Origin of the sequence: Enterobacter cloacae complex sp. P16RS2 (assembly GCF_014982155.1) — a bacterium.
GTDB lineage: Bacteria > Pseudomonadota > Gammaproteobacteria > Enterobacterales > Enterobacteriaceae > Enterobacter > Enterobacter cloacae_M.
In genome coordinates, this window is sequence record NZ_JADCKW010000001.1 from 48,461 (window position 1) to 68,425 (window position 19,965).

The 19,965-nt window shown below is 55.2% G+C and carries 16 protein-coding genes and 2 tRNA genes; 2 read left to right on the forward strand and 16 right to left on the reverse strand.

All coding sequences use genetic code 11. The features are described 5' to 3' along the window. Positions 1–41: 41 nt before the first annotated feature. The 15 genes from INF68_RS00230 to trxA all read right to left on the reverse strand — a co-directional run bounded on the left by INF68_RS00230 (position 42) and on the right by trxA (position 14,972). Positions 42–117 (reverse strand) — tRNA-His (locus INF68_RS00230). Positions 118–184: 67 nt separating this feature from the next. Then, positions 185–261: transfer RNA gene (locus INF68_RS00235), tRNA-Arg, on the reverse strand. Positions 262–363: 102 nt separating this feature from the next. After that, positions 364–1,749, reverse strand: coding sequence for an amino acid permease (locus tag INF68_RS00240; RefSeq protein WP_185874210.1), 1,386 nt, complete (start codon positions 1,747–1,749; stop codon positions 364–366). A gap of 197 nt (positions 1,750–1,946) precedes the next feature. Next, positions 1,947–2,687 (reverse strand): lipopolysaccharide N-acetylmannosaminouronosyltransferase, encoded by a 741-nt coding sequence (wecG, locus tag INF68_RS00245; protein ID WP_029739560.1) that lies wholly within the window; start codon positions 2,685–2,687, stop codon positions 1,947–1,949. A 12-nt stretch (positions 2,688–2,699) separates the two neighbouring features. After that, positions 2,700–4,052 (reverse strand): ECA oligosaccharide polymerase, encoded by a 1,353-nt coding sequence (gene wzyE / locus INF68_RS00250; protein ID WP_126787367.1) that lies wholly within the window; start codon positions 4,050–4,052, stop codon positions 2,700–2,702. Then, positions 4,049–5,128 carry a TDP-N-acetylfucosamine:lipid II N-acetylfucosaminyltransferase gene (locus INF68_RS00255; RefSeq protein WP_109846490.1) on the reverse strand — a complete coding sequence of 360 codons (1,080 nt, stop codon included), beginning with the start codon at positions 5,126–5,128 and terminating at the stop codon, positions 4,049–4,051. The genes wzyE and INF68_RS00255 overlap by 4 nt, the downstream gene beginning before the upstream one ends. After that, on the reverse strand, positions 5,125–6,375 hold the full coding sequence (gene wzxE / locus INF68_RS00260) for a lipid III flippase WzxE (RefSeq protein WP_126787365.1): 1,251 nt from the start codon (positions 6,373–6,375) through the stop codon (positions 5,125–5,127). Before wzxE ends, INF68_RS00255 begins: the two co-directional genes overlap by 4 nt. A gap of 1 nt (position 6,376) precedes the next feature. Next, positions 6,377–7,507 carry a dTDP-4-amino-4,6-dideoxygalactose transaminase gene (rffA, locus tag INF68_RS00265; protein WP_126304492.1) on the reverse strand — a complete coding sequence of 377 codons (1,131 nt, stop codon included), beginning with the start codon at positions 7,505–7,507 and terminating at the stop codon, positions 6,377–6,379. A 4-nt stretch (positions 7,508–7,511) separates the two neighbouring features. After that, entirely contained in the window at positions 7,512–8,189 is a 678-nt protein-coding gene (rffC, locus tag INF68_RS00270; protein WP_109846493.1) for a dTDP-4-amino-4,6-dideoxy-D-galactose acyltransferase, read from the reverse strand. Beyond that, positions 8,186–9,448 (reverse strand): UDP-N-acetyl-D-mannosamine dehydrogenase, encoded by a 1,263-nt coding sequence (gene wecC, locus INF68_RS00275; RefSeq protein ID WP_126787364.1) that lies wholly within the window; start codon positions 9,446–9,448, stop codon positions 8,186–8,188. Before wecC ends, rffC begins: the two co-directional genes overlap by 4 nt. Further along, on the reverse strand, positions 9,445–10,575 hold the full coding sequence (gene wecB, locus INF68_RS00280; protein WP_024907964.1) for a non-hydrolyzing UDP-N-acetylglucosamine 2-epimerase: 1,131 nt from the start codon (positions 10,573–10,575) through the stop codon (positions 9,445–9,447). Before wecB ends, wecC begins: the two co-directional genes overlap by 4 nt. 56 nt (positions 10,576–10,631) lie before the next feature. After that, the gene (gene wzzE / locus INF68_RS00285) at positions 10,632–11,678 is read right to left on the reverse strand and encodes an ECA polysaccharide chain length modulation protein (protein ID WP_023309644.1); all 1,047 of its coding nucleotides are present in this window, start codon (positions 11,676–11,678) and stop codon (positions 10,632–10,634) included. A gap of 13 nt (positions 11,679–11,691) precedes the next feature. After that, positions 11,692–12,795, reverse strand: a complete 1,104-nt coding sequence (gene wecA / locus INF68_RS00290; RefSeq protein WP_126787363.1) for a UDP-N-acetylglucosamine--undecaprenyl-phosphate N-acetylglucosaminephosphotransferase — start codon at positions 12,793–12,795, stop codon at positions 11,692–11,694. Positions 12,796–13,037: 242 nt separating this feature from the next. Then, on the reverse strand, positions 13,038–14,297 hold the full coding sequence (rho, locus tag INF68_RS00295; RefSeq protein ID WP_008501566.1) for a transcription termination factor Rho: 1,260 nt from the start codon (positions 14,295–14,297) through the stop codon (positions 13,038–13,040). Positions 14,298–14,642: 345 nt separating this feature from the next. After that, positions 14,643–14,972 (reverse strand): thioredoxin TrxA, encoded by a 330-nt coding sequence (gene trxA / locus INF68_RS00300; RefSeq protein ID WP_006179218.1) that lies wholly within the window; start codon positions 14,970–14,972, stop codon positions 14,643–14,645. A gap of 144 nt (positions 14,973–15,116) precedes the next feature. Here trxA and rhlB point away from each other — a divergent pair, with 144 nt between their 5' ends. Together rhlB and gppA are read left to right on the forward strand one after the other, a co-directional pair. After that, the gene (gene rhlB, locus INF68_RS00305; RefSeq protein WP_023309646.1) at positions 15,117–16,385 is read left to right on the forward strand and encodes an ATP-dependent RNA helicase RhlB; all 1,269 of its coding nucleotides are present in this window, start codon (positions 15,117–15,119) and stop codon (positions 16,383–16,385) included. A gap of 6 nt (positions 16,386–16,391) precedes the next feature. Next, positions 16,392–17,876, forward strand: a complete 1,485-nt coding sequence (gene gppA, locus INF68_RS00310; RefSeq protein WP_126787362.1) for a guanosine-5'-triphosphate,3'-diphosphate diphosphatase — start codon at positions 16,392–16,394, stop codon at positions 17,874–17,876. 51 nt (positions 17,877–17,927) lie between these two features. On the opposite strand, the gene rep is transcribed toward gppA, so the two are convergent. Continuing rightward, the gene (gene rep / locus INF68_RS00315) at positions 17,928–19,952 is read right to left on the reverse strand and encodes a DNA helicase Rep (protein WP_008501569.1); all 2,025 of its coding nucleotides are present in this window, start codon (positions 19,950–19,952) and stop codon (positions 17,928–17,930) included. Positions 19,953–19,965 lie beyond the last annotated feature (13 nt).

Sequence of the window (19,965 nt, forward strand, 5' to 3'; positions counted from 1 at the left end):
CCAATTCCGCCACCTTCGCAATTCACAACTCTTTCAAATAATGGGGTGGCTAATGGGATTCGAACCCACGACAACTGGAATCACAATCCAGGGCTCTACCAACTGAGCTATAGCCACCACTGTATTCTTTCACGCGGTACTGACTACTTCTCAGACCACCGCAGCTCTAGCGCCGGGACTAAAATGGCGCGCCCGACAGGATTCGAACCTGAGACCTCTGCCTCCGGAGGGCAGCGCTCTATCCAGCTGAGCTACGGGCGCTTAGCGCCGTTGCGGGGCTGGATATTACGTACCTCCGTCCCCGCTGTCTAGTGCTTTTTTGAAAAAAATGCGCGTTTGGTTATGGTTTGCACATTTTGCCGCTTATTCCTCCACTTTCTGCGTGGTGCCGCGGCGACCCAGGCCAAAAAGCTTATATGCGGCCGTCACAGCCGCCAGGAAGATCATCCCGACAAACAGCGACATGCGGGTATCTTCATTAAAGTACATGCCGATTAATACGCAAATCAGGAACGCCATCGTCAAATAGTTCGCATAGGGGAACAGAATTGAGCGGAACGGATGGCTTTCGATCGCTTTTTTATGCGCATGGCGGAAACGCAGCTGGCTGATGAGGATAACAAACCACGGCACCATGCCCGGCAGTACGCTGGCGCTGTAGACGTAAACGAACACGCGCTGCGGGTTAGGAATGATGTAATTCAGGCAAGAACCAATCAGCAGGATTACAATGGAGACCGCCACACCCGCCACCGGTACGCCGGCACGTGAGACTTTACTCATCGCCGCAGGCAGCTGGTTATTCTTCGAAAGCGCATAGAGCATACGCCCGCAGCTGTACATCCCGCTGTTACAGCCTGACAGCGCTGCCGTCAGGACCACAAAGTTGATGATACCCGCCGCCGCCGTGATACCAATTTTGGCGAAGGTTAAAACAAACGGGCTACCCGTCGTGCCAATTTCGTTCCACGGGAAGATGGTCACGATTACGAAGATCGCGCCCACATAGAAAATCAGGATGCGCCACAGCACTTTGCCCACCGCGCTACGCAGCGTGACCTGCGGGTTTTTCGCTTCACCGGCGGTAATACCGATCAGCTCGACGCCCTGATACGAGGCCACAACGATACACAGCGCCGTCAGGAAGCCCTTCCAGCCGCCGGCAAAGAAGCCGCTGTTTTCGGTCAGGTTGCCAAAGCCGATAGCGTGTCCACCGTTGCCAAAGCCGAAGAAAATCACGCCCAGGCCGACGACAATCATCACGATAATCGTGGTGACTTTGATCATTGCGAACCAGAACTCAATTTCACCGTAAAGGCGCACGGCTGCCAGGTTTGCCAGCGCCACCAGCCCCACGGCAATGAGCGCGGGTATCCACTGGGCCATGTCCGGGAACCAGAACTGGACGTAGACCCCTATCGCGGTGATCTCTGAGATGCCCACCGCCATCCACATAAACCAGTAAGACCAGGCCGTCAGGTATCCGAAGAAGGGGCTCATATAGCGATGCGCGTAAACGGCGAAAGAGCCGGTTACCGGCTCCAGGAAGAGCATTTCGCCCATGGAACGCATAATGAAGAAAACAAACAGCCCGGCGATAATATACGCCAGTAATACGGAAGGGCCTGCCCATTTGAGCGTGCTTGCGGAGCCCATAAACAGGCCCACGCCGATAGTGCCGCCCAGCGCTATCAGTTCAATATGACGAGCTTCCAGCCCACGCTGTAGCTCCGGTTGTTTCTCTGCCATAGATCCTCGATTGTGTTTGCTGTTTCCCGGCTTAATACCGGGTATTGTTTTTTAGGGGTACTAAAATACGGAGCGAATGGTTTCCTAAAATCTGCCAAATGGCAAACGATGCATTAAAAAAATGAATGCATTGCACAGATTATCAGCAGTTTTGCAGGCGAGTTGCAGCGCGAATAGCATATCGCGCTACATTTTGATTACATTTTCCCGGTGTAATGCCAGGCGAGGTAGCGAAGCAGACGGATCTGACGTTTAATGCGCGTCGGTTGCGATAGCAGGCGGTAAAGCCACTCCAGCCCCAGATTTTGCCAGACCTTTGGCGCACGCTTAACGTGGCCGGTAAAGACGTCGTACGTGCCGCCGACGCCCATGTAGAGGGCATCAGGACAGACCAGACGGCAGTCACGCATCAGGATCTCCTGACGCGGGGAGCCCATCGCCACGGTGACAATTTTCGCCCCGCTGTCACGAACGCGCTCAAACAAAGCCTGTCGATCTTCCGGTTTGAAGTAACCATCCTGGCTGCCGACGATATTAACATTCCATTGACGACGCAGTTTCTCCTCCGTCTGGGCCAGTATCTCCGGCTTCCCGCCAATCAGGAACACGGGCGTACCCTGCGCACCTGCGCGGGCCATAAGCTGCTCCCAGAGATCGGCCCCCGCCACGCGGGATACATTAGCGTCAGGATACTTTTTACGGATAGAGCGGACTACGCTGATCCCGTCCGCGTATTTAAATTCAGCCGCTTCAATCAGGCTTTTGACTTCCGCATTATCCTCAACCGCCAGCATTTTTTCCGCGTTGATGGCCACCAGCGTACCGGATTTCATCTGGCCGTCGGCGAACAGAAAGTCCAGCGCGTGCTGCATGTCGCGCCAGCCAATAAGCTGCAGGCCACGTAGCGCATAGCGCGGTGCAGAAATTTTATCAGTCATTACTATCCTTACTCAGACTTGCGACAGCGTTGTGCTGCCCTGCCGCTCGCGCTTGTGCACAAGCCCTGCGCTGTCAAACAGCCAGTACAACAGTTTGGCCAGCAACAGGCAGAGGCCGAAAACGACCATGAAGAACACCACTCGCGAAACGAACGAGTCCAGCCCTTCGCGCGCCAGAACGATCATATTGAAAATGGCACCAAAGCAGAAACTGTGCAAAATGGCGGCTTTATAGCGGTTGGTCTCTTCGTTGCCGCGCAGGTAAAGCCAGTCGAACCACTTGATAATCAGCCCCACGGCAACCGCCCCGGGCAGAATGAACCACGCCCCCCCCATCACCACCAGGGAACCAATCAGCGTTGGCGAAATTGCCAGACCGGAATGGTTGTTCAGCACTTCCCAGGTAAAGTAATTTGCCGTGTTAAGCACCACGCCAGGCCGGTCCGGCCATAGCCAGGAAGGGATAAAAACGTAGAAGTCGCGAACAATCGGCGCCAGCCCCTGGAAATCAATCTTGTCGTAGTTTTGCAGCAACAATGCCAGATTTTCCCATGGCGAGAAGGTATCGCGAGTCAGGTAGAGGAACGTGTAAAACGCCTCATCGCCCGCCACGTTCATCCCGTAGCGCTTCAGCGCCAGCCAGAACATCCCGACAATGCCAAACACGCCTGCCGCAACCAGCATCCACAGCGAGATCCAGCCGCGAATGATGCCGATAAACAGGAAGATGGCGAAGGCGATGATAATGTTCGCGCGCGTGCCGCCCACAATCATGTAGGTCAGAATGCCAAACGCGATGGTGCTGACCAGGAAAAACAGCCACGCTTTGCTGTCCTGGCGCAGGAAAAAGATCACCAGCATCGCCGGAATGAAGAAGTAGAAGAAACGTTTAAGCGCCACGCCCGAGACTTCGGCCGAAAAAATCTGGCTGTAGGAGTGGAGCTTAAATAGCAGAAAGCCGTTATGCATGAAGAAGATACCGACGCTGACCAGGGCGATGGTCATCAGCATCACCCACGTCAGGTGGGTTTCCACCCGATTCATGGTAAAAAGCGGCCGACGCGGGACTGCAGCCTGTGCTGAACGCAGACGCGTTTTATAGGTGACGTAGTAGACGGCATAGAAGCAGGTTGCCGCCAGAAGCGCCTGGAGCAGGATTTCCGGCGGCGCGACGCTCACGTCAAAACGGAAGACCAGAATGCTGGTCAGCGGGAAGCCGAAAAAGAAGGTCAGCAGAAACAGTAACGAGAAGAAAACGTTAAAGTTGAAACGTACCCGGCGGAATTCAAACCAGGTAAGCGTGGCAATAAACAGGGTGCTCAGAAGCCAGACAACCAGTAAGCCGCTGAATTGCAACTGACTCATGCTTTGTCTCCTGAAGCGATACGCAGCGCGCGGTGCCACGGCGTGAGGTAATTCGGGCTGAAAAAATCGATGCTATTTTTATCCACCAGCGTGAGCTGGCGTTGGGCTTCCCGAACCACCTCGACATTCAGCGTGTCTGAGGTAAACAGCACCGGAATATGCTGCTCGGCCATGTCCTGCCAGAACGGGTTGTCGCGGTTGAGCACGCACGGTACACCCGCCTGAATCAGCAGACACAGCGTGCCGATTCCCTGCTGTCGGGCGAAGATGAAATAGCCAAGATCGCATTTTCTCAGCAGCGCAAGATATTCATCAAATTCCAGCTTATCGCTAAGGATGTGCAGGTTTTCTGCACTAAACAGCGCAAGCCCCTGCTGGCGAACGTCAGCAATATAGGCGTCGTTGTTGGCGGGATAGCCCATCGGCACCACCACGTTCACCGTGTCGCCAAACTGCTGATGTACGGCCCTGAGCGCCGCGACGTGTTCGTTACTGCGATCGCCGGAATTCCCCACCAGGATCGTCAGCTTGCCTTCACGCACCGCGTCATTTGCCATGGCGTTCAGCGCCGGATCCATGCGGGTTGGGAAATAGAGTAGTTCTCCGCGCACGTTCGGGTGCTGTTTAGCAAAATAGTTGAGATCGCCGCGGGTGGCAAACACACAGCCTACGCGCCCCTGCGCCATGCGCCGCAGCGGATAGAAAAGACGGAATTTCCAGCCGCGGGAGACTTCGTAGAGATCGGCTCCCCAGATATGCCAGCTGCACTGGGAGGATTTAATCCCCCCGCTGAGCAGCGCCAGCCACAGGCCGGTATTGAACTGCCCGTGGAAAAAGAAACGTTGCTTACGATCCGCTTTGGCTTTGGCAATGACCGCCTTCGCCAGCGCGGCCTTATCCGGCCAGAAGCGAATCGTCAGCGCCGGAAACGCCTCGCTCAGGCCCTTATCCTGACCTGCAACCATAAACTCACGCGCATCAGGATTACCCGATGCCAGCTCGTCGTTGAAGAACCGCAAAACGGTCTGGTTATGGTGTGGGATATCCGATCCCAGGATGTGAATCAGTGCAGTCATGCGCGTTTACGCCACAATAAAAATACGCCGCAACAGGCGGCGAAATAAACGATATAGGTTGCCATGTAGGCCTGAGCCGCCCCCAGCGCACCGTGCGCGGGTATCAGCCAGTGTGAAAATGCTGTCAGTAACGCAAACTGGCTAATTTCCGCCAGGATATACAGCCGCAGGGACGCTTTTGCAATCACCAGATAGCCGAAAACGTAAGCCCCCACTTTCAGCACATCACCCACCAGCTGCCATGCAAAGAGATCGCGCATGGCGGTGAACTTCGCCGAGAACAGCAGCCAGATGGCGACATCGCGCAGTAACCAGACGGTAAAGCTGGCCGCCGCGACGGCCGGCAGCACAAAGCGCAGAGCTCGGAAAATCTCGCGCGTAATTTCTTGTCTGGACGTTAGGCGCGATAAGGTTGGCAGCAAATAGACGCTAAAGGAAGCCGTTATAAATTGGAGGTATGCATCGGAAATGCTGCTCACGCCCTGCCAAATCCCGACTTCATCCCAGCTATAATGCGCCGCCAGCAGGTTTCGCATCATCACGTAGGCTACCGGCAGCGTGACGGAGGTGATGAGCGCCATCAGGGTAAATTTACCCAGCTGGCTGGCAAGCATCGTGTCCCATTGCGGTTTCAGGTAGCTCAGAGGGATGACGCCCCTACGCATCAGCATAAATGCCGCAGGCACAACAACCAGGGCCGGGACCAGCGCAAGCCCCAGCAGTGCGCCTTCATAGCCGCCCAGGCGATAGCAGAAGTAATAGGCAATCACGCCGATGACGCTTCCCAGGATTAAGGCAAGCGCGTTCCCGGCGGCATCACGAAAACCTTTCATCAGCGCCAGCAGCAGGTTTGCCCAGGCAATGCCCATCTGAACCAACGCGACCAGACGCACCAGCCCCTGATAATGGGTGTGCCCGAACAATCCCTGGCTGATGGGCGCCGCCGCCAGCAGAAAGACAACCGCCATCAGGGTCGAAAAACCCGTGACCATCGCCGAAGAGGTGCCCACCACCCTGCGCAGCTGAGCCGCATCATCGTGATACTGCGCAACGTATTTGGTAACGCCGTTGAAAATGCCGGCGCCGGCCAGCACCCCAAGGACGGTAACGAGCTGGCGGAAATTACCCGCCAGCCCCACGCCAGAGGGGCCAAATGAGACGGCCAGCAGCTTGACGACCAGCAGCCCGGCGCCAATTTTTACAAGCGTGGACGCGGCGGTCCACACCGATGCTTTTGCCAGAGACATATCAGCCGAAATAACTCAGAAGGGTATTAATCACCGTACGCTGGTTAACAGGCGCGAGGTTGTAGAACAGTGGCAGGCGAAGCAAACGCTCACTTTCTTTCGTGGTGTAACGATCTTCACCCGCGAACGTGCCAAACGCTTCGCCGGCCGGGCTGGAGTGCAGCGGGATGTAGTGGAACACCGCCATAATTTCGGCCTCTTTCAGCCAGGCGATGAGCTCGCTGCGGTCGTCGTTATCGCGCAGCTTGATGTAGAACATATGCGCGTTGTGGACGCAAGCTGCCGGGATGGTCGGCAGCTCAATGCGCCCGGCTTTGGCCAGCGGCTCAAGCGCATCGTAATACGTTTGCCACAGGGAAAGACGCTGAAGGTTGATACGTTCCGCCGCTTCCAGCTGCGCCCACAGATATGCCGCCTGCAGATCCGCCATCAGATAGCTGGAGCCGATGTCGCGCCAGGTGTATTTATCTACCTGCCCCCGGAAGAACTGGCTGCGGTTGGTGCCCTTTTCGCGGATCACTTCCGCACGCTCCACGAGCGCCCGGTCGTTAATCAGCGTCGCGCCACCTTCTCCGCCCGCCGTGTAGTTTTTGGTTTCGTGGAAGCTAAAGCAGCCGATATGGCCGATGGTACCCAGCGCGCGTCCCTTGTAGGTGGACATCACGCCCTGCGCGGCATCTTCCACCACGAACAGATTATGTTTTTTGGCGATGGCCATGATGGTGTCCATTTCACAGGCCACGCCCGCGTAGTGAACCGGCACGATCGCGCGCGTTTTGTCGGTGATCGCCGCTTCAATCAGCGTCTCATCAATGTTCATGGTGTCCGGGCGGATATCCACAAAGACGATTTTCGCTCCGCGCAGGACAAAGGCGTTCGCCGTGGAAACGAAGGTATAGCTCGGCATAATCACTTCATCGCCGGGCTGGATATCCAGCAACAGTGCCGCCATTTCCAGCGATGCCGTACAGGACGGGGTCAGCAGCACTTTGGCGCTGCGAAAACGCTGTTCCATCCACTGCTGACAGCGACGGGTAAAACCGCCGTCACCACAGAGTTTGCCGCTGCCCATGGCAGACTGCATATAGTCGAGTTCAGTTCCGACAACGGGTGGTGCGTTAAATGGAATCATCTTGTCACCTGTATAACCAGTAGGCGGTGGCGTCGATGTTGGCACCACTCGCAATATAACGTTTAAGCGCGGCGGTGTTGCCCAGTTGGGTCGCGACCCGCAGCGTCACAAGCTGTTGCTGCTGCGCCCAGTGCAGCGCCGCCTGCATGAGTTTCTCACCCATGCCGCGCCCGGCTAATAAGCCAATACGCGCCTCGCGCTCGTTGAGCTTACGCAGCGAGACGAACCCCTGGATTTGACCATCCCCTGCACGGAAAACCAGGCAGACGTGGTCAAAGGTGCCTTTGACCGCATTCTCAATCCACTGGGCATAGAAACGTCCGCTATCGTCAGGTGCATACCAGGGAGCACGAAAGCGACTCTGTGCAAATGCCTGGGCCGCCATCTGACGCAGCACGGGGATGTCCTGTTCGGTTGCAATTTCCGCGCCGGGCGCATCGTGCCGGGTAAGGGTAATGGAAAGGTCTACCTCACCTTCAACCAGCTGAAAGCCGTGCTGCTGGAGCGCGTCAAGCAGATCGGCGCGCTCCGCCGGGATCTTAGCCTGCACTCGTTGCCAGGCGATAAAATCTGTTTCAGCCAGCACTTGCGCGTCATCGCGCAGACGCACGATGGCCGACGGCAGGCCGAAAAAGGCACTCTCCCACTGCAGGGACTCGAGCACCCCATTCAGGCTGTTCAACGCCAGACACCTTTGGTATCCACAATATACTGCTGACGAACGGCATCGCCGGACGTGGCTTTAAACTCTTTATGATCTACCAGCAGCACCAGCACGTCCGCCGTCGCCAGCGCGTCTTCCAGCGCCGTCAGCGTGCAGTGCCCCGCCAGTTTTGCCGGTAATTCATGGATATTCGGCTCAACCACCAGCGTTTCACCCTTGTGCCATTCGGCAATCATCTCGGCAATTTCCATCGCCGGGCTTTCACGCAGATCGTCAATATTGGGTTTAAATGCCAGACCAAAGCAGGCAATTTTCAGCTCGCTGGCGCGCTTGCCGCTCTCTGCCAGACAATCCGCTACCGTCGCTTTAACCTGATTGAGCACCCAGTGAGGCTTGCTGTCGTTCACTTCACGCGCGGTGCGAATCAGACGCGCCTGCGCCGGATTCTGCGCCACGATAAACCACGGATCGACGGCGATACAGTGTCCGCCCACGCCCGGGCCTGGCTGGAGAATGTTTACACGCGGATGGCGATTCGCCAGGCTAATCAGCTCCCAGACGTTAATCCCCTGATCGGCGCAAATTAGCGACAGTTCGTTCGCAAAGGCAATATTGACGTCGCGGAAGCTGTTCTCCGTCAGCTTGCACATCTCGGCGGTGCGGGAATTGGTCACCACGCACTCGCCTTCCAGGAAAATCTTGTACAGCGCGCTGGCACGTTCGGAACAGACGGGCGTCATACCGCCAATGACGCGGTCGTTTTTAATCAGTTCGACCATCACCTGGCCCGGCAGCACGCGCTCCGGACAGTAGGCGATGTTGATATCCGCCTGCTCACCCACCTGCTGCGGGAAGCTTAAATCAGGACGCGCCTCGGCCAGCCACTGTGCCATCTGCTCGGTAGCGCCGACCGGAGAGGTCGATTCCAGGATCACCAGCGCCCCTTTCTTCAGCACAGGCGCGATGGATTTTGCCGCCGCCTCGACGAACGCCATGTCGGGCTCGTGGTCGCCTTTAAACGGGGTGGGGACGGCAATCAGGTAGGCATCCGCTTCAACTGGCGTCGTGCTGGCACGCAGGAAGCCCCCCTCCACCGCCTCTTTCACCACGCGGTCAAGATCGGGCTCCACAATATGAATCTCGCCACGGTTAATGGTTTCTACCGCCCGTGCGTTGATATCCACACCAACAACCTGTTTCTGACGAGAGGCAAACGCGGCCGCAGTAGGCAAGCCAATGTAGCCAAGACCAATGACAGAGATGGTAGTAAAACTCATAGCGATACCCGATTGTGTTTAAGTGCATGCAAAATACGGCCACAAGCCTGCCCGTCTCCATACGGATTATGGGCCCGGCTCATCGCCTGATACGCTTCATCGTCATGCAGCAGGCGCGTGACCTCTTCGACGATGAGCTGCGCGTTGGTGCCGACCAGACGCACCGTACCGGCTTTGACAGCTTCCGGACGTTCGGTCGTTTCACGCATCACCAGCACCGGTTTGCCGAGGGATGGCGCTTCTTCCTGAATTCCGCCGGAATCGGTGAGGATCAGCCAGGCATGGTTCATCAGCCAGACAAACGGCATGTAGTCCTGAGGTTCAATCAGAAGGACATTTTCGACATGGCCCAGGATCCGGTTAACCGGCTCGCTGACGTTAGGGTTAAGGTGTACTGGATAGACAATTTGCACATCGTCATTCTGCGCGGCGATTTCAGCCAGCGCGTGACAGATTTGCTCAAAACCCCGGCCAAAGCTCTCGCGACGGTGGCCAGTGACCAGAATGGTTTTTTTGCCGTTGTGAAGGAACGGATAGCGGGCAGCGAGCTCTTTCTGAAGATCGCTGTTTGCCAGGACGCGGTCACGTACCCAAATTAACGCGTCAATGACCGTATTGCCGGTCACAAAGATTTTGTTATCGGCGATATTTTCACGCAGCAGGTTCTGACGAGAGTTTTCCGTTGGCGCAAAGTGGTACATCGCAAGATGACCCGTTAACGTGCGGTTGGCCTCCTCCGGCCACGGCGAATAAAGATTGCCGGTACGCAGCCCCGCCTCAACATGCCCTACGGGAATTCGCTGGTAAAACGCGGCCAGGCTTGTCGCCACGGTTGTGGTGGTGTCACCGTGTACCAGCACGACGTCAGGCTTGAATGACTCCAGGATCGGCTTAAGCTCTTGCAGAATGCGACAGGTTATCTCCGTTAGCCCTTGCCCCGGTTTCATAATATTAAGGTCGTAATCCGGGACGATGGAGAAGAGCGTTAAAACCTGATCGAGCATCTCACGGTGTTGAGCCGTGACGCAGACTTTCGCTTCAATATCAGGATCGCAGGCCAGCGCATGAACCAGAGGTGCCATCTTAATGGCCTCCGGCCTGGTGCCAAATACGGTTAGTACTTTCACATCGATTCTCTTCGATTAGGCGATGAAGGCCGCAGCCTTCATCGTAGACGGCGTTCTTAGTTTTTGCGACGACGCGTTAACGCCACGCCAGCGCCCGTCAATGCGCCCACAATCCCCCACATGATCATCAGGAATGCACGACGCGGACTGTCGCGTTTTACAGGTTCTTCAGGCGTTCGCAAATAACGATAGGTCTGAAAACGCGGGTCCAGGGATGGGCCGACATTAAGCGTATTGAGCATCGCGCGATTTTGATCGTAATCGAGGTCAAAATCAGGACCGACGGCCTTCAGGTTTTCCAGCCGGGCCTGCAGCATAGGGCGACCAAGAAGGAACATTTCAGAGTCAGGCAGCTCATCGGCCGGCACGTCCGTCTCAGTACGGGAAATATTGTGCTGTTCCGCAATTTTCAGCGCCTGCTCAATGTTATGCACGCGGCGACCGAAAATAGTATTCGCCACCTCTTCCTGACGTTTCACCTGGGCTTTCATCTGGATGGTACGAGCCGCCCAGGCACCTTTAAGCTCTTCGTTAAGATGGCTTGCGGCACGTTGGCTGGCAAACGCGACATACTGACGCAACAGGTTGTTGGCATCCGGCGCGGTTTCTGCAATCAGCTTGACGCTGTCATTCACGCTACGCAGCGCGTCGCCCGGCATAAACTGAATATTGTTAATCAGATCGTCCAGCAGGGCGGCATCGGCTTTTGTATTATCAACCCGGCGCTGCTTGTAGTAATCCGTCTGGGACCAGAAATCGCGGCGGGTATCCCACGATGCCAGCTGCATCACAAACTCTTTATAGGCTTCATCCATAACGGAAGCCTGGTCAGGCGTAGCAAGACTGGCTTTGATGTCCAGGTTACGCAGGAATTGCTGCTGGGAATAGTATCCCCCGAGCATGTTAACCGTTGGCTTGTCTGTGATTGCCGTGGCGCTCCACTCTTGCTTTGCAAAGAACGTATAGGCCAGCGCTAACAGGGCAAACCCCAGCGCGATCCCAGCAATCCAAAGTTTGCCTGCCCATAACACGCGAAACAAACCCCGAATATCCAGTTCATTTTCAGTTACCACTGATTTCGCTCCCGCCAACGGTTGAGTCATCATAGTCCCGGTTTTACTTAGTTAATGTTGTATTTTTGCCACTGTTACGACGCATCCTGCGTTTAAGACGTTTAATAAATCGCGCCACTTTCCATGCGCGCTTAATGCAGTAGCCGTACAGGAAAAATGCCAGCAAGAATAATGCCAACATAACCCACTCAGGAATGATATGAGAATATTCTGCAGCCACACCAATTGCGGCCAAAATAGCGGCTGCCAGAGTAATCAGCACAAACGCCTGACGAGAAGTAAAACCCGCACGCATGATGAGGTGATGAATGTGTTGGCGGTCAGGAGAGAAAGGACTCATCCCTTTGCGCAGGCGGCGATACATAATCGCCACCATATCCATTAATGGAATGGCAATAATCCACAGCGCGGTTACGGGACTTATCGGATGGGTTTGACCTTGTGTGGTTTCTAGCAGGATCCAGATAACCGTAAAACCAATCAGCGTACTGCCCGCGTCTCCCATAAAGACTTTATAGCGACGGCCCAGCACACCGAGATTTAAGAGGATATAAGGCAGAATGGCGGCAATCATGGCAAAACACCACATTGCCAGACTGTACTGACCATCAAACCATAAAATAATGCCGATAGCGGCGAACGAGACGGATGACAACCCACCGAGCAGGCCGTCAATGCCATCCACCATGTTGAAAGCATTGATTGCCGCCCAGACGGCAAAGAGTGTCAGGAAGAAGCCAAATGGACCCAGGACTAACTCCCAGGGGCCAAACACATAGCCGAGGCTTCGCAGATACAGTCCACCCACAACCATCATCACCACGCCAATGGCCGCCTGAACGGTGGCGCGTATTTTCACCGCGATATCGAATCGGTCATCAAGAGCCCCGATTAACACCAGGACACCGGCGCATGCAATGTACAGGGCGGCATGTGGAATATAATAGTCGGCAATTCCAAACGTGAAGCAAATCCCTGCGTAAACAGAAATTCCGCCGACTAAAGGAATAAGACCCTGATGGCGTTTACGAAAATTAGGTTTATCCACCAACCCTATTCGTTTTGCCACCTTGCGTGCAATGAACAAAAAACAGGTTGTGAATAAAAAAATACTGATCAGTTCAGTAACGGCAGTGAATAGATTCACAATGGATTGCTCTCAACAATTGTTAGTCCCGGAAGTATAACCATGAAGCCACAACCTCAGAAGTAATAAAGATGGCTTCTAACAACTCCCTTTGTATATTTTTCAATCAATTATTTCTCAGGATGCAGAAACGGCTCTATTGTCGCACCGACCGGTCAAAATTGGGAGTAAGTAGTACTAGCGTATAGTCCATAAAAGGAAAACGCCACGTAAAAACGTGGCGTTCGCTGGCTTTATTTACGTTACGAGCGTTTCATCATGTCGAAGAAATCGTCGTTGGTTTTGGTCATCGCCAGTTTATTGATGAGGAACTCCATCGCGTCAATTTCACCCATTGGATGGATGATTTTGCGCAGGATCCACATTTTCTGCAGCTCTTCCTGAGTGGTGAGCAGCTCTTCTTTACGGGTACCGGAACGGTTGTAGTCGATAGCCGGGAAGACGCGTTTTTCAGCGATTTTACGAGAAAGGTGCAGTTCCATGTTACCTGTACCTTTAAATTCTTCGTAAATCACTTCGTCCATTTTAGAACCGGTATCGATCAGCGCCGTCGCGATGATGGTCAGGCTGCCGCCCTCTTCCACGTTACGCGCGGCACCGAAGAAGCGTTTCGGACGATGCAGGGCGTTAGCATCCACACCACCGGTCAGCACTTTACCAGACGCCGGAACCACGGTGTTGTAGGCACGCGCCAGACGGGTGATGGAGTCAAGCAGGATGATCACGTCTTTCTTGTGCTCAACCAGGCGTTTCGCCTTCTCGATAACCATTTCCGCAACCTGAACGTGGCGAGATGCTGGCTCGTCGAAGGTAGAAGCAACCACTTCACCTTTAACCAGACGCTGCATCTCGGTCACTTCTTCCGGACGTTCGTCAATCAGCAGCACCATCAGCACGCAGTCTGGGTGATTATAGGCAATGCTCTGCGCGATGTTCTGCAGCAGCATGGTTTTACCCGCTTTTGGCGGTGCCACAATCAAACCACGCTGGCCGCGCCCAATTGGTGAGGCCAGATCCAGAACACGCGCGGTTAAGTCTTCAGTAGAACCGTTACCACGCTCCATGCGCAGGCGAGAGTTCGCGTGCAGCGGCGTTAAGTTCTCGAAGAGGATCTTATTACGCGAGTTTTCCGGTTTGTCGAAGTTAACTTCATTGACTTTCAACAGCGCAAAGTAGCGTTCACCCTCTTTAGGAGGACGAATCTTACCTGAAATGGTGTCACCAGTGCGGAGGTTGAAACGGCGGATTTGGCTGGGGGATACGTAGATGTCGTCAGGGCCGGCGAGGTAGGAGCTGTCTGCAGAGCGGAGGAAACCAAATCCGTCTTGCAATATCTCCAGCACACCGTCGCCAAAGATATCTTCGCCACTCTTAGCGTGCTGCTTCAGGATGGCGAAAATGATGTCCTGCTTGCGCATACGAGCCTGGTTTTCCAGCCCCATATTTTCGCCGAGAGTGATCAGCTCAGAAACCGGCGTATTCTTTAATTCGGTAAGATTCATAATGGTGTGGGTTCTTAAACTCGGGGTGATTCTCGAACTTAATGTTGTGAATGGTATGGCAGGGTCATCCATGCCTGTTTAGCGGCCATCGACTCATGTCTGTTCGCTGTCTGGTCACAGGGAAAGAACGCAGAACTGAAACGACAAGACGGATTGAGTGACAAGCCCGGAATTTAGCCACTTCACGCACTGTTCATGTTAACAACGGGAAGTATCGGGTAAAACAAGATTCAAACAACAAGATATGTTTAAAACGAAGTCATAGCTAACTTAGCACGACTTCAGCCGGGCGTCCAGAGTTCCACATCATTTAGCCGGGAGCTCTGAACGCACAGCGGAGAAACCTTACGCCAGGTTAGCGTCCAGGAACTCTTTCAGTTGACCTTTGGACAGCGCGCCCACTTTGGTCGCGGCCACTTCGCCGTTTTTGAACAGAAGAAGGGTTGGGATGCCACGGATACCATATTTTGGTGCGGTGCCCGGGTTCTGGTCGATGTTCAGCTTGGCAACGGTCAGTTTGCCCTGATATTCGTCGGCGATCTCATCCAGAATCGGGGCGATCATTTTGCAAGGACCACACCATTCAGCCCAGAAATCGACGAGGATCAGCCCGTCAGCCTTAAGTACGTCCGTGTCAAAACTGTCGTCAGTCAGGTGAATAATTTTATCGCTCATATATAACTCCACAGGAATAAGCCTGGTACGTTGGTTTTGTCTCCACCAACGACGTGTTGATGTCGCATTAACCAACTAAAGGTTGACTTTATTTCACCGGATACGCTTTCGTAAAGCAATAGTAAGCTGATATTCTACCACACTATGAGCAAAACACATTTAACAGAACAGAAGTTTTCCGACTTCGCGCTGCACCCGAAGGTGATTGAAGCCCTTGAAAATAAAGGGTTTCATAACTGCACGCCCATTCAGGCCCTCGCGCTGCCGCTGACGCTGGCCGGTCGCGATGTTGCCGGGCAGGCGCAAACCGGTACCGGCAAAACGATGGCGTTTTTAACGTCAACGTTTCATTATTTACTTTCTCACCCAGCGATTGCAGACCGCAAAGTTAACCAGCCGCGCGCGCTAATTATGGCCCCGACGCGAGAACTTGCGGTACAGATCCACGCAGACGCTGAACCCCTGGCGCAGTCTACCGGACTGAAGCTTGGCCTGGCCTATGGCGGCGACGGCTACGATAAACAGCTGAAAGTGCTGGAAAGCGGTGTGGATATCCTGATCGGTACCACCGGCCGTCTTATCGATTACGCCAAACAGAACCACATTAACCTCGGCGCAATCCAGGTTGTGGTGCTCGATGAAGCTGACCGCATGTACGATCTGGGCTTCATTAAAGACATTCGTTGGCTGTTCCGCCGCATGCCGCCGGCCAATCAGCGTCTGAATATGCTGTTCTCCGCTACCCTTTCTTATCGCGTACGCGAGCTGGCGTTCGAACAGATGAACAACGCCGAATATGTAGAAGTGGAACCGGAGCAGAAAACGGGTCACCGCATTAAAGAAGAGCTCTTCTATCCTTCCAATGAAGAGAAAATGCGTCTGCTGCAAACGCTGATTGAAGAAGAGTGGCCAGATCGCGCCATTATCTTCGCGAACACCAAGCACCGTTGTGAAGACATTTGGGGCCATCTGGCTGCAGATGGTCACCGTGTTGGCCTGTTGACCGGCGACGTGGCGCAGAAAAAACGCCTGCGTATTCTGGAAGAGTTTACCCGTGGCGATCTCGATATTCTGGTCGCAACCGACGTAGCGGCTCGTGGTCTGCACATTCCGGCCGTGACGCACGTCTTTAACTACGATCTGCCAGACGACTGCGAAGACTACGTACACCGTATCGGTCGAACCGGTCGTGCGGGCGCAAGCGGTCACTCGATTAGCCTTGCGTGTGAAGAGTATGCGCTGAATCTCCCGGCTATTGAGACGTATATCGGTCACTCTATTCCGCAGAGCAAATACAATCCGGAAGCGCTGTTAAGCGAACTGCCGCCGCCTAAGCGTCTAACCCGCCCACGCTCCGGCAATGGTCCGCGTCGTTCAGGTGGCGCGCCGCGTAATCGTCGTCGTTCAGGTTAAGAAAATATGCTCAGCTCCACCTCGCTTTATGCGGCAATTGATCTCGGTTCGAATAGTTTTCATATGCTGGTTGTGCGCGAGGTGGCGGGAAGCATACAAACGCTGACGCGCATCAAGCGCAAGGTCCGCCTCGCGGCGGGCCTGAGCAGCGATAATCACCTCTCCCCTGAAGCCATGGAACGTGGCTGGCAGTGTCTGCGGCTCTTTGCCGAACGTCTGCAGGATATCCCGCACGCCCAAATCACCGTGGTCGCCACTGCGACACTCCGCCTGGCGGTCAACGCCGTGGATTTCATTGCCAGAGCGCAGGAAATTCTGGGTTGTCCGGTACAGGTTATCAGCGGTGAAGAAGAAGCTCGTCTGATTTATCAGGGTGTTGCACACACCACGGGGGGTGACGATCGCCGCCTGGTGGTGGATATCGGCGGAGCCAGTACCGAGCTGGTGACCGGCACCGGCGCGCAGGCTACGTCGCTGTTCAGCCTGTCGATGGGCTGCGTGACCTGGCTTGAGCGCTACTTTACCGATCGGAATCTGGCGAAAGAGAACTTCGACGAGGCAGAAAACGCAGCGCGCGAAGTGTTACGCCCGGTGATGGACGAGCTGCGCTATCACGGCTGGAAAGTCTGCGTGGGTGCCTCGGGTACCGTGCAGGCTCTGCAGGAAATCATGATGGCGCAAGGAATGGACGAGCGGATTACGCTTGCCAAGCTTCAGCAGCTAAAACAGCGCGCCATTCAGTGTGGACGCCTGGAAGAGCTGGAAATTGAAGGCCTGACGCTGGAACGCGCGCTGGTTTTCCCGAGCGGGCTGGCTATTCTTATCGCCATTTTCACCGAGCTGAACATCCAGTGTATGACCCTGGCCGGCGGCGCGCTGCGCGAAGGTCTGGTCTACGGGATGTTACATCTTTCGGTCGATCAGGATATCCGCAGCCGTACTCTGCGCAATGTGCAGCGTCGTTTTCTGGTTGATATCGATCAGGCCGGACGCGTATCGCAGCTGGCGTCACGCTTCGCCGATCGGGTCGCTAACGTCTGGGATCTTGACCATCTGAGCCGGGATTTACTGCTGAGCGCCTGCGCGCTACATGAAGTGGGGCTGAGCATTGATTTTAAGCAGGCACCGGCTCATGCAGCGTATCTGGTGCGAAACCTTGATTTACCGGGCTATACGCCCGCGCAGAAAAAATTGCTGGCAACGCTGCTGCTGAACCAGACCAACACCGTTGATCTCTCATCATTGCATCAGCAAAACGCCGTACCGCCGCGCGTAGCCGAGCATCTGTGCCGCCTGCTGCGTCTGGCGATTCTCTTTGCCAGCCGCCGTCGCGATGATTTGCTGCCTGCAATCAATCTGGTGGCCGATGACGAAAAACTGTCGCTGACGCTGCCGGAAAACTGGATTGAGCGTCACCCGCTTGGGGCAGAGATGATCGAGCAGGAGTGCCAGTGGCAAAGCTATGTGCACTGGGTGCTGGAAGTGAAGTAATACGCTGAACATTGCCGGGTGGCGGCTTCGCCTTACCCGGCCTACTCATCATTATCCTTTCTCTTTGGCTTTTGCCAGCATGGCGCGAATGTTCGCCACGTTAGCCTGCCCCTTATGCATCCGCTCTTCTGCGGTAATCACTTTGCGTTCCTGTTCCCAGATCAGGTCGTCCTGCGGCAGCTCCAGCAGGAAACGGCTCGGCTCCGGGCGGACGAGTTCGCCATACTGACGGCGCTCTTTACACAGCGTAAACGTCAGCTCTTTCTGCGCACGGGTGATCCCCACGTAGGCCAGGCGGCGCTCCTCGTCGACGTTATCTTCGTCAATGCTGCTCTGGTGCGGCAATAACCCCTCTTCCATACCAACCAGATAGACATACGGGAACTCCAGACCTTTTGACGCATGCAGCGTCATCAGCTGAACCTGATCGGCTTCTTCTTCGCTCTCGCCGCGCTCCATCATGTCGCGCAGGGTAAAGCGGGTGACGACCTGCGTCAGGGTCATCGGCTCGTCGATTTCAGAGCCCTCCAGCATTTCGGTCATCCAGCTGAAGAGCTGGTTAACGTTCTTCATGCGCATCTCAGCGGCTTTCGGGCTGGCCGAGGTTTCGTACAGCCAGGACTCATAGTCGATGCCGTGAATAAGATCGCGCACCGCCGCCACCGGCTCGCGCTCCGCGAGACGCTGCACTTCGCCGAGCCAGTGGGTGAATCGTGTTAACGAATCGTAACCGCGGCCGGTTAACGTCTGGCTCAGCCCCATGTCGAAGCTGGCGGTAAACAGGCTTTTATTACGCGTCATCGCCCACTCGCCCAGCTTTTGCAGCGTCGCCGGGCCAATCTCGCGCTTCGGCGTATTCACGATGCGCAGAAACGCGCTGTCGTCATCCGGGTTCGTGAGGACGCGCAGATAGGCCAGCAGATCTTTAATCTCTGGCCGTGAGAAGAACGACGTACCGCCCGAAATTTTGTACGGGATGCGGTTCTGCATCAGCATCTTTTCAAAGACGCGCGACTGGTGATTGCCGCGATAGAGGATCGCGTAATCCTTATATTCGGTTTTATTGACGAAGTGGTGGGCGATCAGTTCGCCCGTCACGCGCTCCGCCTCATGCTCTTCGTTGTTGGCGCTGAGCACCTTCAATTCAGTACCGTAACCCAGCTCGGAGAAGAGACGCTTCTCAAATACGTGCGGGTTATTGGCAATCAGGATGTTTGCTGCCTTCAGGATACGCCCGGAGGAGCGGTAGTTTTGCTCCAGCTTAATCACCTGCAGGGCGGGGAAATCTTTGCTCAGCAGCACCAGGTTTTGCGGACGCGCGCCGCGCCAGGAGTAAATTGACTGGTCGTCGTCGCCGACCACGGTGAAACGCGCGCGCTGCCCCACCAGCAGCTTCACCAGCTCGTACTGGCTGGTGTTGGTGTCCTGATACTCATCCACCAGCAGGTAACGGATTTTGTTCTGCCAGCGCTCGCGAACCTCTTCGTTCCGCTGCAGCAGCAGCGTGGGCAGCAAAATCAGGTCGTCAAAGTCCAGCACGTTGCACGCTTTCATGTGCGCATCGTACAGACCGTAGCAGTGGGCGAAGATCCGATCCCGTTCGCCTTTGGCGATCGCCGCGGCCTGGGCCGGGGTCATCAGATCGTTTTTCCAGTTTGAGATCGTTGAGATCAGCTGCTGCAACAGCACCTTGTCATCTTCGATCAACCCCTCGGTGAGCTCTTTGAGCAACGCCACCTGGTCGGTGTCATCGAAGAGCGAGAAGTTGGACTTCATTCCCAGCGCCGCATACTCGCGTTTGATGATATCCAGCCCCAGCGTGTGGAAGGTGGAGATCATCAGGCCGCGCGCCTCTTTTCGTCCCAGCGTCTGACCGACACGCTCTTTCATCTCACGCGCCGCTTTATTGGTAAACGTCACCGCCGCAATGTGCCGGGCCTGATAGCCACAGCCGCGGATCAGGTGCGCAATCTTATTGGTGATAACGCGCGTTTTGCCGGATCCTGCACCCGCCAGCACCAGACACGGTCCGGTGACAAATTCGACGGCTTGTTGTTGTCCGGGGTTTAAACGCATAAATGATCACTCA

What these genes read in the sequence shown, in the direction of transcription:
- rhlB (WP_023309646.1), top strand. Translation starts at nt 15,117, where the DNA reads ATGAGCAAAACACATTTAACAGAACAGAAGTTTTCCGACTTCGCGCTG.
- wzyE (WP_126787367.1), bottom strand. Translation starts at nt 4,052, where the DNA reads ATGAGTCAGTTGCAATTCAGCGGCTTACTGGTTGTCTGGCTTCTGAGC.
- INF68_RS00255 (WP_109846490.1), bottom strand. Translation starts at nt 5,128, where the DNA reads ATGACTGCACTGATTCACATCCTGGGATCGGATATCCCACACCATAAC.
- gppA (WP_126787362.1), top strand. Translation starts at nt 16,392, where the DNA reads ATGCTCAGCTCCACCTCGCTTTATGCGGCAATTGATCTCGGTTCGAAT.
- rep (WP_008501569.1), bottom strand. Translation starts at nt 19,952, where the DNA reads ATGCGTTTAAACCCCGGACAACAACAAGCCGTCGAATTTGTCACCGGA.
- wzxE (WP_126787365.1), bottom strand. Translation starts at nt 6,375, where the DNA reads ATGTCTCTGGCAAAAGCATCGGTGTGGACCGCCGCGTCCACGCTTGTA.
- wecC (WP_126787364.1), bottom strand. Translation starts at nt 9,448, where the DNA reads ATGAGTTTTACTACCATCTCTGTCATTGGTCTTGGCTACATTGGCTTG.
- rffA (WP_126304492.1), bottom strand. Translation starts at nt 7,507, where the DNA reads ATGATTCCATTTAACGCACCACCCGTTGTCGGAACTGAACTCGACTAT.
- INF68_RS00240 (WP_185874210.1), bottom strand. Translation starts at nt 1,749, where the DNA reads ATGGCAGAGAAACAACCGGAGCTACAGCGTGGGCTGGAAGCTCGTCAT.
- rho (WP_008501566.1), bottom strand. Translation starts at nt 14,297, where the DNA reads ATGAATCTTACCGAATTAAAGAATACGCCGGTTTCTGAGCTGATCACT.
- wzzE (WP_023309644.1), bottom strand. Translation starts at nt 11,678, where the DNA reads ATGACTCAACCGTTGGCGGGAGCGAAATCAGTGGTAACTGAAAATGAA.
- wecG (WP_029739560.1), bottom strand. Translation starts at nt 2,687, where the DNA reads ATGACTGATAAAATTTCTGCACCGCGCTATGCGCTACGTGGCCTGCAG.
- trxA (WP_006179218.1), bottom strand. Translation starts at nt 14,972, where the DNA reads ATGAGCGATAAAATTATTCACCTGACTGACGACAGTTTTGACACGGAC.